At 70.2% G+C, this 15,972-nt stretch carries 15 protein-coding genes and 1 pseudogene; all 16 read right to left on the bottom strand.

Translation table 11 applies throughout. The features are described from left to right. Positions 1-24 precede the first annotated feature (24 nt). Positions 25-1,170, bottom strand: a complete 1,146-nt coding sequence (locus ACZ4RZ_RS16020; protein ID WP_467745020.1) for a caspase family protein — start codon at positions 1,168-1,170, stop codon at positions 25-27. Next, entirely contained in the window at positions 1,151-1,555 is a 405-nt protein-coding gene (locus ACZ4RZ_RS16015; RefSeq protein WP_467745018.1) for an effector-associated constant component EACC1, read from the bottom strand. The genes ACZ4RZ_RS16020 and ACZ4RZ_RS16015 overlap by 20 nt, the downstream gene beginning before the upstream one ends. Further along, positions 1,548-2,867, bottom strand: coding sequence for a serine/threonine-protein kinase (locus tag ACZ4RZ_RS16010; protein WP_467745017.1), 1,320 nt, complete (start codon positions 2,865-2,867; stop codon positions 1,548-1,550). Before ACZ4RZ_RS16010 ends, ACZ4RZ_RS16015 begins: the two co-directional genes overlap by 8 nt. A gap of 19 nt (positions 2,868-2,886) precedes the next feature. Then, positions 2,887-5,412, bottom strand: a complete 2,526-nt coding sequence (locus tag ACZ4RZ_RS16005; protein WP_467745016.1) for a RelA/SpoT family protein — start codon at positions 5,410-5,412, stop codon at positions 2,887-2,889. Between the two features lie 241 nt (positions 5,413-5,653). After that, on the bottom strand, positions 5,654-6,193 hold the full coding sequence (locus tag ACZ4RZ_RS16000) for an adenine phosphoribosyltransferase (RefSeq protein WP_467745014.1): 540 nt from the start codon (positions 6,191-6,193) through the stop codon (positions 5,654-5,656). After that, positions 6,190-7,308, bottom strand: coding sequence for a protein translocase subunit SecF (gene secF / locus ACZ4RZ_RS15995; protein ID WP_467745012.1), 1,119 nt, complete (start codon positions 7,306-7,308; stop codon positions 6,190-6,192). Before secF ends, ACZ4RZ_RS16000 begins: the two co-directional genes overlap by 4 nt. Before the next feature lies 1 nt (position 7,309). Next, a complete protein-coding gene (gene secD, locus ACZ4RZ_RS15990) occupies positions 7,310-9,061 on the bottom strand; it encodes a protein translocase subunit SecD (RefSeq protein WP_467745010.1) in 1,752 nt (583 codons plus the stop codon). A 141-nt stretch (positions 9,062-9,202) separates the two neighbouring features. Further along, on the bottom strand, positions 9,203-9,715 hold the full coding sequence (gene yajC, locus ACZ4RZ_RS15985) for a preprotein translocase subunit YajC (RefSeq protein WP_467745008.1): 513 nt from the start codon (positions 9,713-9,715) through the stop codon (positions 9,203-9,205). 166 nt (positions 9,716-9,881) lie between these two features. Next, a complete protein-coding gene (gene ruvB / locus ACZ4RZ_RS15980; protein ID WP_467745006.1) occupies positions 9,882-10,952 on the bottom strand; it encodes a Holliday junction branch migration DNA helicase RuvB in 1,071 nt (356 codons plus the stop codon). A gap of 53 nt (positions 10,953-11,005) precedes the next feature. Next, positions 11,006-11,614, bottom strand: a complete 609-nt coding sequence (gene ruvA / locus ACZ4RZ_RS15975) for a Holliday junction branch migration protein RuvA (protein WP_467745004.1) — start codon at positions 11,612-11,614, stop codon at positions 11,006-11,008. Further along, entirely contained in the window at positions 11,611-12,180 is a 570-nt protein-coding gene (gene ruvC / locus ACZ4RZ_RS15970) for a crossover junction endodeoxyribonuclease RuvC (protein WP_467745003.1), read from the bottom strand. Before ruvC ends, ruvA begins: the two co-directional genes overlap by 4 nt. A gap of 134 nt (positions 12,181-12,314) precedes the next feature. Next, positions 12,315-13,067 (bottom strand): YebC/PmpR family DNA-binding transcriptional regulator, encoded by a 753-nt coding sequence (locus ACZ4RZ_RS15965; protein ID WP_467745002.1) that lies wholly within the window; start codon positions 13,065-13,067, stop codon positions 12,315-12,317. Between the two features lie 75 nt (positions 13,068-13,142). Next, positions 13,143-13,748: a pyridoxal 5'-phosphate synthase glutaminase subunit PdxT gene (gene pdxT, locus ACZ4RZ_RS15960; RefSeq protein ID WP_467745000.1), complete on the bottom strand. Its 606-nt coding sequence runs from the start codon at positions 13,746-13,748 to the stop codon at positions 13,143-13,145. Positions 13,749-13,760: 12 nt separating this feature from the next. Beyond that, a complete protein-coding gene (gene pdxS, locus ACZ4RZ_RS15955) occupies positions 13,761-14,609 on the bottom strand; it encodes a pyridoxal 5'-phosphate synthase lyase subunit PdxS (RefSeq protein WP_467745076.1) in 849 nt (282 codons plus the stop codon). A gap of 333 nt (positions 14,610-14,942) precedes the next feature. Further along, positions 14,943-15,488 (bottom strand): LemA family protein, encoded by a 546-nt coding sequence (locus ACZ4RZ_RS15950; protein WP_467744998.1) that lies wholly within the window; start codon positions 15,486-15,488, stop codon positions 14,943-14,945. A gap of 25 nt (positions 15,489-15,513) precedes the next feature. Next, positions 15,514-15,667: pseudogene (locus ACZ4RZ_RS15945) on the bottom strand (SUMF1/EgtB/PvdO family nonheme iron enzyme); the annotation flags it as partial. Positions 15,668-15,972 lie beyond the last annotated feature (305 nt).

Here is a 15,972-nt window from a genome sequence, read left to right as displayed (position 1 = left end):
TCCCACCGCCGGGCCGTTCCGCGTTCATGAGGGGGTTCGCCGACCGCCCTGCTCGGCGATGTCGAGGGCGTGCTTGAGCACCTCGCACGCCTGGATGTGATTGCCGGACTCCTGCAGCAGATCGGCGAGCCGCCGGCAGACGAGGATCGCTTCGGGCCCGTACAGCTTGTGCACCTGCTGGAAGGCGAGCTCCAGGACCTCGATCGCCTCCCGGATCTGCCCGGACTCGGCGAGCAGCTCGGAGAGTTCCAGTTGTACGGCGAGCAGGTCGCCCTGTCCGTCGCCGGCCTGCTCCTGGAGAGCGAGCCGCAGCACGGGGAGGGCGTCGCGGGTGTTGCCGGCGGCGCGCAGGGCCCGGGCCACGTTGAGGCCGGTGGCGACCATGGCGGCGTGTACGTCGGCGGCGAGGACGGGGCCCGCGGGCGTGTGGCGGCCGGCGCGGGCCTTGTTGCGGGCGAGGGGCAGCCGCCCCACGGCGTTCTCCTGGGAGCGCTGCGGCAGCGGGCGGTTCTTGGCGCGCAGGCGTTCCTCCAGGACGCGGTAGAGGGTGTCGAGGTCGATCAGTTCGGGTCCGTCGTGGACGCCGTGCCGCAGGACGGTCAGCAGCTCGCCGGTGAATGCGGTGTAGCGCTCGCCGTCGGGCGCCAGCGCCACCCGGTCGCGGGGCGAGGCGGTGAGCACGAAGGCGCCGTCGACGGCCGCCTGCGCGGCAAGCACGTCGCCGCCGACAAGAGTGCGTGCGGCGCGGCCGCTGAAGCAGCAGTCGAGGACAACGACCTTGCGCCGGGCGCGGGAGGCACGCAGGGCGGTCCGCAGATGCTGGTAGGCGACGGCGGTGTAGCCCATGTGGTCGCGGGAGTCGCCGAGCGCGAGGTACAGGTCCGCGGACTCGGAGTCGCGCATGCCATGCCCGGCGTAGTACACGATCAGGGTGTCGGTGGCCTCCTCGCCCGCCCGGTGGACGGGGTCGAGCATGGCCGGGGGGCTCTGCGGGTCGGTGACGACGGTGCAGTGCTGGACGGGGAGCCCCCAGACCGTGGCGTCGCACAGCTCGGCGGCCAGGTCCACCACGTTGGCCTCGACGGCGGGCAGTTGCGGCAGGTGACGGTACGAGGCGGTTCCTATGAGGACGGCCCGGGAACGCGTCGGGTCAGGGAGCGTCGAGGTCACGCCCGGCTTCCTCCCGGTCGAGGAGTTCGACGATCCGGCGCAGCGCCTCCTCGTCGCGTGCCGTGTCCAGTGTCAGGAGCACCTCGATCTCGCCGCGGCGCAGCGTGACGGCGGGGCCACTGCGCCGCGACGTCTGCCATTGGAGCACGGAGACGACCAGCGAGGCGGTGGACAGCCCGCTGCCGACGGCGAGTTGGAGCAGGTCGAAGCCCGATCCCATGTGGTGTGCGGAGAGCGGCTCGCCCATGATCCGGGCGCGTACGTCGAGCGTCTCGTCCTCGTGCAACCAGCGCAGCAGGGAGCGGAGTTCGTCCTCGGCACCCGGCGCCGTCGCGGCCCCCGTGGCCGCCGGGATCGCTGCGATCCCCGCGACGAAGTCAGTCATCGGTTCCGTCCGTTCTTGGGCCGACATGTCTGTTCACCTGGGAGAAAAGCTCCAGTGCCTCGCCTCCGGCACCGAGCCGGGCCAGGCACACCGCCTGCCAGTACTGGCTGGTCAGGGTGGTGGGATGTGCGGGGCCGAGCGACGACAGACAGACCGGTACGATCACCGACAACATCTGTGCCGCTTCCCGGAGTTCGCCGCGCAGCACCAGGTTGACCGCCTCCCGCTGCCTCGACAGCGCGTTCTGCGGGGTCATGCTGCTCAGGACGATACGGCGGGTGGCGTCGCTGAGGGTCGGCGGCCGGAACGGACCGGGCTGCGCGGCGTCCGGCGGTGAACCGGTGCGTGCCTCGGCCCAGTCGTACTCGGGTACCTCGATCACGCTCGGGTTCCGCTCAAGGGCGCTGTGCACGGCGTCGTCGCGGATGTGCAGCGCCAACAGGTCGGCGAGTGCGTCCGTGCCGTCTCCCGCCAGGAGTTCGAGCCGCGACTGGGCGAATGCCAGGGCGGGGCGGTCGCCGGGATCCTGCGCGCACAGCCGGTCCACGAGCTGTCGCAGGTCGGCCGGATACGGCAGATCACGGCCGCTCAGCCGGGGGATGCCGACTCCCAGCGCCCGCTCCACCACGGCACCGACGTCCATGGTTTCGCCGAACGGCAGCTCGCCCGTGATCATCAGGTACATGCACGCCCCGAGACCATAGAGGTCGGCGGACGGCCCCGGCAGCACCCCGCGGATGGTCTCCGGCGCGATGAACTGCGGGGTCCCCATCAGTACCCCGGTGCGGGTGATCGCCGACTCACCGGCGAGGCGGGCGAGCCCGAAGTCCTGGAGGACGACCCGTCCGTCCCTGCCGATGCCGACGTTGGAGGGTTTGACGTCGCGGTGCAGCACCCCGGCCTCGTGCGCCGCGGCGAGCGCCCCTGCGACACCGAGCGCCACCTCGCACACCGCGGCCGGCGCCAGCGGGCCCGTCGCCGCGACCAGATCCGCCAGGCTCATCCCGTCGAGCACCTGCATCACGAGGTACGGCGTGCCCTCGTGCACCCCGGTGTCGTACAGCGTGACCACGCCGGGGTGATCGATCCTGGCCAGGGCGCGGGCCTCGCGCCGGAAGCGGCTCAGGGTTTCGTTGTGTTCGGACAGCCCCTCGACGGCAGTCAGCAGCTTCACGGCGACACGGCGGCCCAGGAGCGTGTCCTCGGCCTCGTAGACGACGCCCATGCCGCCGCGCCCGAGTATCCGCACCGGCCGGTAGCGGTCCGCGACCAGCCCCGGGCCGGCTAATTCATCGCTTCCGCGACCGTCCATCTCGTCCCCCGTCGCCCGGTCAGGGCCTGCGCGCCGACGTCACGCGATACACGTCGTACACGCCCTCCACGCCCCGTACCGCCTTCAGGACGTGCCCCAGGTGCTTGGGGTCGCCCATCTCGAAGGTGAAGCGGGAGGTGGCGACGCGGTCGCGGGAGGTCTGGACGGCCGCCGACAGGATGTTGACGTGCTGGTCCGACAGGACGCGGGTGACGTCCGACAGCAGCCGGGAGCGGTCCAGGGCCTCGACCTGGATGGCGACCAGGAAGACCGAGGACTGGGTGGGCGCCCACTCGACCTCGAGGATGCGCTCGGGTTCGCGGGAGAGCGAGTCGACGTTGACGCAGTCGCTGCGGTGAACCGAAACGCCGCTGCCGCGGGTGACGAAGCCGATGATCGGGTCACCCGGTACGGGCGTACAACAGCGGGCGAGCTTGACCCAGACGTCGTCGACGCCCTTGACGACGACACCCGGGTCGGCGTTGGAGCGGCGTTTGCGGCCGCGGCCGCGCGCGGGCGGGACGCTCTCGTCGATCTCCTCGGTGGCCGCCTCCTCGCCGCCGAGTGCCTGCACCAGCTTCTGCACGACGCTCTGCGCGGCGACATGGCCCTCGCCGATCGCCGCGTACAGGGACGAGATGTCGGGGTAGCGCATCTCGTGCGCGAGGGTGACCAGGGAGTCGCCGGTGAGGATGCGCTGGATCGGCAGGTTCTGCTTCCGCATCGCGCGGGCGATGGCGTCCTTGCCCTGCTCGATCGCCTCGTCGCGGCGCTCCTTGGAGAACCAGGCGCGGATCTTGTTGCGGGCGCGCGGCGACTTCACGAAGCCGAGCCAGTCGCGGGAGGGGCCCGCGCCGGCCGCCTTGGAGGTGAAGACCTCCACCAAGTCCCCGTTGTCCAGGGTGGATTCGAGCGGGACGAGGCGTCCGTTGACCCGTGCTCCTATCGTGCGGTGGCCGACCTCCGTGTGGACCGCGTACGCGAAGTCCACCGGGGTCGCGCCCGCCGGGAGCGCTATGACGTCGCCCTTGGGTGTGAAGACGAAGACCTCGTTGCGCGACAGGTCGAAGCGCAGGGACTCCAGGAACTCGCTGGGGTCCTCGGTCTCCTTCTGCCAGTCGAGCAACTGGCGCAGCCACGCCATGTCGTTGACGGTGTCCTGGCCCGCGCTGCCCTTGGCCGCCCGGGGCACGTCCGTACGGATTTTGGAGGAACCGGCGACGGTCTCCTGCTTGTACTTCCAGTGCGCGGCGATGCCGTACTCGGCGCGGCGGTGCATGTCGAACGTACGGATCTGCAGTTCGACCGGCTTGCCGTTCGGGCCGATGACCGTCGTGTGCAGCGACTGGTACATGTTGAACTTGGGCATCGCGATGTAGTCCTTGAACCGGCCGGGGACCGGATTCCATCGCGCGTGCACGGTGCCGAGGGCGGCATAGCAGTCCCGCACGGTGTCGACGAGGACGCGGATGCCCACCAGGTCGTAGATCTCCGCGAAGTCGCGGCCGCGGACGATCATCTTCTGGTAGACGCTGTAGTAGTGCTTCGGGCGCCCGGTGACGGTCGCCTTGATACGGGCCGCGCGCAGGTCGGACTGGACCTCGTCGGTCACTATGGCGAGGTACTCGTCGCGCTTGGGGGCGCGCTCGGCGACCAGGCGGACGATCTCGTCGTACATCTTGGGGTAGAGGATCGCGAAGGCGAGATCTTCCAGTTCCCACTTGATGGTGTTCATGCCCAGGCGGTGGGCGAGCGGCGCGTAGATCTCCAGGGTCTCGCGCGCCTTCTTCTCCTGCTTCTCGCGCTTGAGGTAGCGCATGGTGCGCATGTTGTGCAGGCGGTCGGCGAGCTTGATGACCAGGACGCGGGGGTCCTTGGCCATGGCGACGACCATCTTGCGCACGGTCTCGGCCTGCGCGGCCTCGCCGAACTTGACCTTGTCGAGCTTGGTGACGCCGTCGACGAGGAGGCCGACCTGGTCGCCGAAGTCGCGGCGCAGGGTGTCGAGGCCGTACTCGGTGTCCTCGACGGTGTCGTGCAGCAGCCCCGCCATCAGCGTGGCCGGGTCCATGCCCAGCTCTGCGAGGATCGTCGTCACGGCGAGCGGGTGCGTGATGTACGGGTCGCCGCTCTTGCGCTTCTGACCGCGGTGCCAGCGCTCGGCGACCTGGTAGGCCTTCTCGATCTGCCGGAGCGTCGCCGTCTCGATCTTCGGGTCGTTGCTGCGCACTATCCGCAGCAGCGGCTCCAGGACCGGGTTGTACGGGTTGGAGCGCTGCACGCCGAGACGGGCGAGGCGGGCCCGCACGCGGTTGGAGGAGCCGCCGGTGCGGGCGGGCAGGCCCGCCGCCGGTCGGATCGCCGGGGTGCTCGCGGGTCGCTCGGGAGGAGCCGGCTTGGGCCGTGGCTGCTCCGCCGCCTTGTCGTCGGGCGCGGACTGGGCGTGCTCGACCGGCCCGCTCGTGGCGTTCTTCGCGGGCTTGTTCGCCGGGGCCGAGACAGGCTCGGGCTTGGCGGCGGTGAGTGGCTGGGCCTCGTCTGGCAAGAGGGCTCCTCGTGCGCGTTCCGGGTCCCCCGGTCAGGCTCCGGAAACCCCATGGTAGCGATCCTGAGTGTCGGACTCTCTTTCGGCCGCTGGGACGGCCTCGTACAGGAGGAACGCGAGAGGCGGGCGCCGGATTCCTCCGGGCCCGCCTCCGCGGTGTCCTGCGGGTGTCTCAGGCCTTTCCCGAGGCTTGCCCGGGGCTTTCCCCGGGGTGCTCGGACGCGACCCTCAGACTCGATCCTCAGACCTTGAGCAGCGCCTCCAGCGGAGCGCCCTCCAGGGCCGGCTCCAGACGGCCGCGGCCGCCCAGGAAGCCGAGCTCCATGAGCACGGCGACGCCCGCGACCTCGGCGCCCGCCCGGCGGATGAGCTGCAGCGAGGCCTCGGCGGTGCCGCCGGTGGCGAGCACGTCGTCGACGACCAGGATGCGGTCGCCCGCGGCCAGGTCCTCGGCGTGCACCTCGATCTCGGCGGAGCCGTACTCCAGGTCGTACGCCTGCGACAGGGTCGCTCCGGGGAGCTTGCCCGCCTTGCGTACGGGGATGAAGCCGAGCCCGGCGCGGACGGCGACCGGGGCGCCGAGGATGAAGCCGCGGGCCTCCAGGCCGACGATCTTCGTCGCTTCGTTGCGGACGGCGATGTCCGCCAGCGCGTCGGTGAGCGCGGTGAACGCCGAAGGGTCCGCCAGGAGCGGGGTGATGTCCTTGAACATCACGCCCGGCTCCGGGTAGTCGGCCACGTCGCGGATACGGCTGAGCAGCAGCTCCTCGATGCCGGTCATCGGCGCTTCCCCGAGGGACGGCCGCGGCCCCGGTTGCGGGACGCGGGCTGGTTGCGCGGGCCGACGACCGCGGGCGCGGCGTCCTCCGGCTCGTCGCCGTACGACTCCTCGCTGACCCCGGGCTCCAGGGACTCGCCCGTCGCGGCGGCCTGGGCCCGCTTGGCGAGCACGCGCTTGCGCAGGGCCTTCATCTGCGGCTCGCGCTCCTTGAGGTCGGCGACGAGCGGCGTGGCGATGAAGATCGAGGAGTACGCACCGGCCGCGAGGCCGACGAACAGCGACAGCGAGATGTCGTTCAGCATGCCCGCGCCGAGCACGCCGCCACCGATGAACAGCAGGCCCGCGACCGGCAGCAGCGCGACCACCGTGGTGTTGATGGAGCGGACCAGGGTGCCGTTGATCGAGCGGTCGGCGACCTCGCTGTAGGTGTAGCGGGTCTGCTTGGTGATGGCCTTCGTCTGCTCCTTGAGGCTGTCGAAGACGACGACCGTGTCGTAGAGCGAGTAACCGAGGATCGTGAGCAGACCGATCACGGTGCCCGGTGTGACCTCGAAGCCGACCAGGGCGTAGATGCCGACCGTGATGGTGATGTCGTGGATCAGCGCGACGAGCGCGGCCACGGCCATGCGCCACTCGAAGGCGATCGCCAGGTAGATCACGACGAGCACCATGAAGATCGCCAGGCCCTCCCAGGCCTTGTTGGCGATCTGGTCACCCCAGCTGGGGCCGACCAGGTCGGCGTTGATCTTCTCCGAGTCGACCTTCAGATCCTTGGAGAGCGTCTCCTTGATCTGGTCGGACTTGTCGGTGTCGATGCCGGCGATCTGGATGCGCAGGCTGCCGTCGCCGAGCTTCTGGACGATCGCGTCGTGGCCGGAGGCGTCCTGCGCGAACGACTCGGCCTGGGTCACCGAGACACTCATGTGCTTCGGGGTGGTGAAGACGGCTCCACCCTGGAACTCGATGCCCATGTTCAGGCCGCGCACCGTCAGGCCGAGGATGGCCGTGATGGTGATCAGGATCGAGATGCCGTACCAGATCTTGCGCTTGCCGACGAAGTCGTAGCCGATCTCGCCGCGGTGCAGTCGGGCGCCGAGGGTGCCGAGTTTCGACATCTCACGCCTCCTTCGTGTCGACGGGGGCGGAGGGGCGACGGGTGCGGCGCAGCGGCGGCTTGGCGCCCAGTCGCTTCGGGTCGAGGCCGGACCAGCTGTGGCCGCTCGCGAAGAACTGCTTGCGGGCGAGGATCGTCATCAGCGGCTTGGTGAAGAGGAAGACGACGACCACGTCGAGCAGGGTGGTCAGGCCGAGCGTGAACGCGAAGCCCTGGACCTTTCCGACGGTGACGATGAAGAGCACTGCGGCGGCGAGGAACGACACGAAGTCGGAGACCAGGATGGTGCGCCTGGCGCGTGGCCAGGCCCGCTCGACGGCGGGGCGGAGCGAGCGGCCCTCGCGGATCTCGTCCCGGATGCGTTCGAAGAACACGATGAACGAGTCCGCTGTGATACCGATCGCGACGATCGCACCGCAGACGGCCGGCAGGTTCAGCGCGAAGCCGATGGTGGGGCCGAGCAGCGCCATGATCACGTAGGTGAGGACGGCGGAGACCATCAGCGAGGCGATGGCGATGAGCGACAGGCCCCGGTAGTAGACCACCAGGTAGATGATGACCAGGCCGAGGCCGATCGCACCGGCGATCAGACCGGCGTGCAGCTGCTCGCCACCGAGGGCGGCGGTCACCGTGGTGACGCTCGACTCCTTGAAGGTGAGCGGCAGGGCGCCGTACTTCAGCATGTTGGCCAGGTCCTGGGCCTCGGTCTGGCTGAAGCTGCCGGAGATCTCCGCGTTGCCGCCGGTCAGCGCCTGGCTGACGTACGGGTCCGAGACGACCTCACCGTCGAGGACGATGGCGAACTGGTTCTGCGGGGTCTGGTTCTTCGCGAGCTCGCCGGTGATGCTGGCGAACTTCTTGGAGCCACTGGACGTGAAGTCCATGGTGACCTTCCAGCCCGCGGCGCTCTGCGTGTCGAAGACGGCGGAGGCCTTCTTGATGTCCGTGCCGGACACCGCGGCCGGGCCCAGGATGTACTTCTGCCACTGGCCGGAGGAGTTCTTGCCACAGGCCACGGTGGGGTCGGTGGGCTTGGCACCGTCACCGGCCTTGGCACGGGCGGCCTTGTCGGTGCAGTCGAGCGCGGCGTACTCGGCCTCGAGCTTGGCGGTCGCGGGGTTCACGCTGCTGCTCGGGGACGGGGAGGCGCTGGAGGAGGCCGAGGAGCTCGCGGAGCTGCTCGCCGACGGCGTGGAGTCGGCCTTCAGGGCGTCGGTGACCGCGCGGCCCTGGGAGGTGGCGGTGGCCGACGGCGTCGTGGAGCTCGACGGGGACGACGACGAGCTCGCCTTGTCGCCGGCCTTGCCGGAGGCGCTGGGCGAGGGGCTGGCCGACGCGTCGGACCCGGAGACCTGGGTGGTCAGGACCGGACGGAAGTAGAGCTTGGCGGTGGTGCCGACCTGCTCCCGGGCCTGCTTGGAGTTCGTGCCCTTGGGGATGTTGACAATGATGTTGTCGGATCCCTGGGTCTGCACCTCGGCCTCGGAGACGCCGAGACCGTTGACACGGCGGTTCATGATGTCGACCGCGGTGTCCATGTTGGTCTTGTTGATCGCGTTGGGCTGGCCCGGCTCGTTCTTCGCCGTGAGCGTGATGCTCGTGCCGCCGGCGAGGTCGATGCCGAGGCGCGGAGTGGGGTGCCCGGAGACGAACATCCCCCCGGTGAGCGCCGCGATGGCGATCAGGATGAGGGCCAGTGAGCGCCCCGGCCTGCTCTGGGCGCTCGCGCTCCGGCCCTTCTTCGGTGCTGCCACCTTCTCGTACTCCCTCTCGGGCCGCCCTGCGCCGGGTGAGCGCGCGGGCAGCCATGACATGGTGTCGGGACTCCGTGCGAGAACAGCACGTCCCGGGAAGCACGGGGCGCGAGCGGGTCGCGCCGCGCTCCCGGGTCGTGACTACTTCGCGTCGGCCTCGCCGTCGGTCTTCTTCGGCTCTGCTTCGTCGACCTCGTCGGCCTTCGCCGCGGCGGGCTCGTCGGCCGGTTCGTCCGCCGCGTCCTTCTTGCCGAGGTCGATGGGCTTGTCGTCGGAGGCGTCGGAAGAGGCGTCGGCGGCGGGCTCGTCGGTCTCGGTGAGGGAGGAGGCGTCGTCCGGAACGACCGTGCCGTCGGACTTCAGGTCGTGCTCGATGCCGTGGACGATGCGGTTGTACTCGTCGTCGGTCAGGACGGCGCCAATCGCGTTCTTCGCGAAGAGCAGGTCCACGCCCGGGGCAGCGTCAAGGAGGACCGTGTCCTCGTTGACCTCCTTCACCGTCGCGTACATGCCCCCGATCGTGCGCACGCCGGCGCCGGGCTGCATCTCATTACGCATCGACGCGGCCTGCTGCTGCTTGCGCTTGGCCGAGCGGGTCATCAGGAACATGGCCCCGATGAGCACGATGAACGGGAGGAGGGTGACGATATTCACGGGACGGAGTTTCCTTCGCACGACCGCGGGATGAGAGCGGCCTGGTGGATGGGGGTGGTCGGCGCCGCCCACAAGGGCGGCATCGGCGGAGTCTAAGCGAGTCCGCACGCATGGAACAACGCTCAGCATGGCACCGGGGTTCCTGTCCCGGCACGTACCCGCGCCGTCACGTCCCGAACAGGTCCTGTTGTCCGTTTCCACCGGCCGCCTGGCGGGGCGGGGTCAGGCCGAGATGCGCCCATGCCGCCGGTGTCGCCACCCGGCCACGGGGAGTACGCGCGAGCAGTCCCTCCCGTACGAGGAAGGGCTCGGCGACCTCCTCCACGGTCTCACGCTCCTCCCCCACCGCGACGGCGAGCGTGGACAGGCCGACCGGGCCGCCGCCGAAGAGCTTGAGCAGGGCTTCCAGGACACCCCGGTCGAGACGGTCGAGGCCGCGGGCGTCGACCTCGTACACCTTCAGCGCGGCCGCCGCGATCTCGCGGGTGATGATCCCGTCGGCCTTGACCTGCGCGTAGTCGCGAACGCGGCGCAGCAGGCGGTTGGCGATACGGGGGGTGCCCCTGGAGCGGCCCGCGATCTCGGCGGCCCCTTCGGAGCCGATCTCGACGTCGAGCAGGTTGGCGGAGCGGTGGATGACACGCTCCAGCTCGGCGGGCTCGTAGAACTCCATGTGCGCGGTGAAGCCGAAGCGATCGCGCAGTGGGGGCGGCAGCAGTCCCGCGCGCGTGGTGGCGCCGACCAGGGTGAACGGGGGCAGTTCGAGCGGGATGGCGGTGGCGCCGGGGCCCTTGCCGACGATGACGTCGACGCGGAAGTCCTCCATCGCCATGTAGAGCATCTCCTCGGCGGGCCGGGACATCCGGTGGATCTCGTCGAGGAACAGCACCTCTCCCTCCTGGAGGGAGGAGAGGATCGCGGCGAGGTCTCCGGCGTGCTGGATCGCGGGGCCGCTGGTGATGCGGATCGGGGCGCCCATCTCGGCGGCGATGATCATCGAGAGGGTGGTCTTGCCGAGTCCGGGGGCGCCCGAGAGGAGCACGTGGTCGGCGGTGGCGCCGCGCGCGCGTGCGGCACGCAGGACGAGGTCGAGCTGCTCGCGGACCTTCTCCTGGCCGATGAACTCGTCCAGGTCCTTGGGACGCAGGGCGGCCTCGACGGCCTGGTCCTCGCGGTCGGCGGACGCCCCGACGAGCCGCTCGGCGGCGGTCTCGTCGGTCGTGTCGTCCCAGTTCATTACGTGTGCCTCGCGGTGTGGTGGATCGATCGGGGCTCAGGGCTGCGGGTGGTTCAGCGTGCTCTGTTGAGGGTCTGCAGGGCCGCCTTGAGGAGCTGGCCCACCTGGGGAGTGCCCTTGGCGGCCTCGGCCTGCGGGGCGACCGCGGAGACCGCCTCGTCGGCCTCGCGCGTCGCGTACCCGAGACCGATGAGTGCGGCGTGCAGCTGGTCGCGCCAGCCGTTGCTGACCGGAGCGCCGATGCCCGTGCTGGTGCCGAGGGGTTCGCCGAGGCGGTCCTTGAGCTCCAGGAGGAGCTTCTGGGCGCCCTTCTTCCCGATGCCGGGAACAGCGGTGAGCGCCTTCTCGTCTCCGGTGGACACCGCCCGGCGCAGGGCGTCGGGGGTGTGCACGGCGAGCATGGCCTGCGCGAGGCGCGGGCCGACGCCGCTCGCGGTCTGCAGCAGCTCGAAGGTCTGCCGCTCGTCGTCGTCCACGAAGCCGTACAGGGTCAGCGAGTCCTCGCGGACGACGAGGGAGGTGGCGAGCTTGGCCTGCTGTCCCATGCGGAGCCCGGAGAGTGTGTTGGGCGTGCACTGGACCGCGATGCCGATACCGCCGACCTCGACCACCGCGGAGTCGGGGGCGAGGGCGGCGACCGGGCCGCTGACGAAGGCGATCATGCGGTACGGCCTTTCGATGCGAGTTTCGATGCGTGCAGGGCGGCGGCCTGCTGGAGCCGGTTCTGCGCGACTGCCTGCTGAAGTCTGTTGTGGGCGGGGGCGCGCCAGATGTGACAGATGGCCAGGGCGAGGGCGTCGGCGGCATCGGCGGGCTTGGGCGGCGCGTCGAGCCGCAGCAGACGCGTGACCATGGCACCCACCTGGGCCTTGTCCGCACGTCCATTGCCGGTGACGGCGGCCTTGACCTCACTCGGGGTGTGCAGCGCCACGGGGATGCCGCGCCGGGCGGCGCAGAGCATGGCGACGGCGCTGGCCTGGGCGGTGCCCATCACCGTGCGCACATTGTGCTGGCTGAACACCCGCTCCACGGCGACGAATTCGGGCTCGTGCTCGTCGAGCCACTGCTCGATGCCCTGCTCGATGGCGACGAGACGCACGCCCAACTCGGCGTCCACCGGGGTCCGTACGACACCGACGCCGCGCATGGTCAGGGGCCGGCCCGCGACTCCTTCGACCACACCGACTCCGCACCGGGTCAACCCGGGGTCAATGCCCAGTACCCGCACCCCTGCCCCCCATCTTCGATCTCCGCCAGCTACCGCTGGAAGGTGCCCCCAGTTTGTGCAGGCTATCGGGTGCCACCGACAAAGCGACGGGCCGACAGGGTGTGTCCCGTCGGCCCGTCGCGCTGTCTGTGCCCTCAGGCGTCGACCTTCGCCATCACGTCGTCGCTCACGTCGAAGTTGGCGAAGACGTTCTGCACGTCGTCGCTGTCCTCGAGGGCGTCGATCAGCTTGAAGATCTTCCGAGCGCCCTCCTCGTCCAGCTCGACCTGCATGGTCGGGACGAAGTTGGCGTCGGCGGAGTCGTAGTCGATTCCGACTTCCTGCAGGGCGGTGCGCACCGCGACCAGGTCGGTGGCCTCGGAGATGACCTCGAAGGACTCACCGAGGTCGTTGACCTCCTCGGCACCCGCGTCGAGCACGGCACCCAGGACGTCGTCCTCGGTCAGCTCGCCCTTGGGGACGATCACGACGCCCTTGCGGTTGAAGAGGTACGAGACGGAGCCCGGGTCGGCCATGTTGCCGCCGTTGCGCGTCATCGCGACGCGGACGTCCGAGGCGGCGCGGTTGCGGTTGTCGGTGAGGCACTCGATGAGCACCGCGACACCGTTCGGGCCGTAACCCTCGTACATGATCGTCTCGTAGTCGGCGCCACCGGCCTCGAGACCGCCGCCCCGCTTGATCGCGGAGTCGATGTTCTTGTTCGGAACCGACGACTTCTTCGCCTTCTGCACGGCGTCGTACAGCGTCGGATTTCCGTCGAGGTCCACGCCACCCATGCGCGCCGCGACCTCGATGTTCTTGATCAGCTTCGCGAAGAGCTTGCCGCGCTTGGCGTCGATCACGGCCTTCTTGTGCTTCGTCGTGGCCCATTTAGAGTGGCCGGACATCTGCCTGTCTCCTTCGCGTAACCCATCCGGTACGAACTCCCCCAGACTTCAAGAGCTTGGGGGGACGCCCAGATCCTACAAGGACTCCGGTGTCCGGTTCGCGCGCACCATGTCGACGAACAGGCCGTGCACGCGGTGGTCGCCGGTCAGTTCCGGGTGGAACGACGTGGCGAGCGCGTTGCCCTGGCGTACGGCGACGATGTGGCCGTCGTGCTCGGCGAGCACCTCGGCCTCGGCACCCACGGACTCGACCCAGGGGGCGCGGATGAAGACGCCCTCTACAGGATCGCCCTCGACACCCTGGACGTCGACCGCCGCCTCGAAGGACTCGTTCTGACGTCCGAAGGCGTTGCGGCGCACGATCATGTCGATGCCGCCGATGGTCTCCTGGCCCGAGCGCGGGTCGAGGATCTTGTCGGCGAGCATGATCATGCCCGCGCAGGTGCCGTAGACGGGCATGCCGTCTCGCACGCGCGCGCGGAGGGGCTCCATCACTCCGAAGAGTGCGGCCAGCTTGGAGATGGTGGTGGACTCGCCGCCGGGGATGACCAGGCCATCCACCTCGGCGAGCTCCTCGGGGCGCCGCACCGGCCTGGCCACGGCATCAGCCGCGGCCAGCGCGATGAGGTGCTCCCGTACGTCGCCCTGGAGTGCCAGGACGCCTATGACGGGGGTGTTCATGGGTGGTGTGCCTTACCAGCCGCGGTTGGCGTAGCGCTCGGCCTCGGGGAGGGTGTCGCAGTTGATGCCGACCATGGCCTCGCCCAGGTTGCGGGACGCGTCCGCGATGATCTTGGGGTCGTCGTAGAAGGTGGTCGCCTTCACGATGGCGGCCGCGCGCTTGGCCGGGTCGCCCGACTTGAAGATGCCGGAGCCGACGAAGACGCCCTCGGCGCCGAGCTGGCGCATCAGGGCGGCGTCGGCCGGGGTGGCGACGCCACCGGCGGAGAACAGCACCACCGGGAGCTTGCCGAGCTCGGCGACCTCCTTGACCAGCTCGTACGGGGCGCGCAGCTCCTTGGCGGCGGCGTACAGCTCGTTGTTGTCGTAGCCGCGCAGCCGGGCGATCTCGTTCTTGATCTGGCGCAGGTGGCGGACGGCCTCGACGACGTTGCCGGTGCCGGCCTCGCCCTTGGAGCGGATCATGGCCGCGCCCTCGGCGATCCGGCGCAGGGCCTCGCCCAGGTTGGTGGCGCCACAGACGAAGGGGGTCGTGAACGCCCACTTGTCGGAGTGGTTGACCTCGTCGGCCGGAGTGAGGACCTCGGACTCGTCGATGTAGTCGACGCCGAGGGACTGCAGGACCTGGGCCTCGACGAAGTGGCCGATGCGCGACTTGGCCATGACGGGGATGGAGACCGCGTCGATGATCTCCTCGATCATGTTCGGGTCCGACATACGGGCCACGCCGCCGTCCTTGCGGATGTCGGCGGGGACCCGCTCCAGGGCCATGACGGCCACGGCGCCGGCGTCCTCGGCGATCTTCGCCTGCTCGGCGTTGACCACGTCCATGATCACACCGCCCTTGAGCTGCTCGGCCATGCCGCGCTTCACGCGGGCGGTGCCGGTCTCGGGAGTCTGGGCGGAGTTGGAGAGCGTGCTGGACACGGGTTGACCTCACTCGGTGGAAGAGGGTTTGGTGCAGCACCGAGGAAACGTGAGGGGAGCAGGCCACAGCAAGGGCCAATGGGGAGCCGGTGGATTCTTTTCGCCCCCGCCGCCCCTGCCCATTCCCGACACCTGGGGCTCCGCCCCAGACCCCTGGGTGGCTTTTCGGCTGCGGGTGAGTGGGGGCTTGTCGCGCCGGTCCCCACGCCTCTGAAGGGGCACGGGGACCGCGCAATCCAGGGGCGGAGGGGGCTGACAAACCCGGCCTCAGCTCGTCGGGCGGTCCGCCAATGCCGTCGGGGGCTCGTCGTCCATCTCGAAGGCCATGGGGAACGGGGCATGGCCGGCGAGGTGGAACCAGCGGACCTTGCGGTGGCGGCGGAGCGCGCGGGCGGCGCGTACGGCGTCGTTGTGGAAGCGCCGAGCCATCGGCACCCGCCGCACGGCCTGAGCCAGCTCACTCGCCGCCTCCTCACCGCCGGGAGCCTCCCGCACGGCCTCGACCTGGGCCACCTCCCCGAACACGGCGCGCAACGCCTGGCTCAGCTCGCTCTCGGCCACCTCCCGCTGCTCCTCCTCGGCCTGCCGAGCCGCGTGCGCCGCCTCGTACAGCACGATCGAAGCGGCCGGATCGAGGACCCCGGACGTGGCCAACTCCTGTGCCACGGAGGCCCGGCGCAGCAACTGCGCGTCGAGAGCGGCGCGGGCGGCGTCGATGCGGGCGTGCAGCCGGTCCAGTCGCCCGGCGGTCCAGCTCAGATAGAGGCCGATCGCGACGAGGCCGACGAGGATCCAGATGAGAGTTGCGGTCACGGGCGGCAAGGCTACCCGGGTACGGTCACCGCTCTTCGAGGTCCCAGGCGCAACGGACACCGCCGTGTCCGGCGAAGGAGTCGGGCGTCTTCTTGCAGCGCGCCGCGACCCGGTAGCGGTAGCGGTTGCAGTTGCGGTGAGGCGTGGCACAGATGGGACCCGCCGCGGATCACGCGCGGTTCGGCGTCCACCCCGGAGAACCGGCCGACACCCACCGCAGACAACCGGCCGGCGCCCACCCCGGAGAACTGGCCGACACCCACCGCAGACAACCGACCGGCGCCCACCCCGGACAACCGACGGACGCCCACCCCGGACAACCGGCCGACACCCACCGCAGACAACCGGCCGACACCCACCCCGGACAACCGACGGACGCCCACCCCGGACAACCGGTCGACATCCACCGCAGACAACCGACCGGCGCCCATCTCGGACAACCAACCGGACCGACCTCCCCGCGCGCGGGTGCGCAGCACGACGC

It is taken from the genome of Streptomyces sp. NPDC027189, from assembly GCF_055566975.1.
Note: the sequence above shows the minus strand (reverse complement) of the source record. Positions and strands in the feature narration are given on the sequence as shown.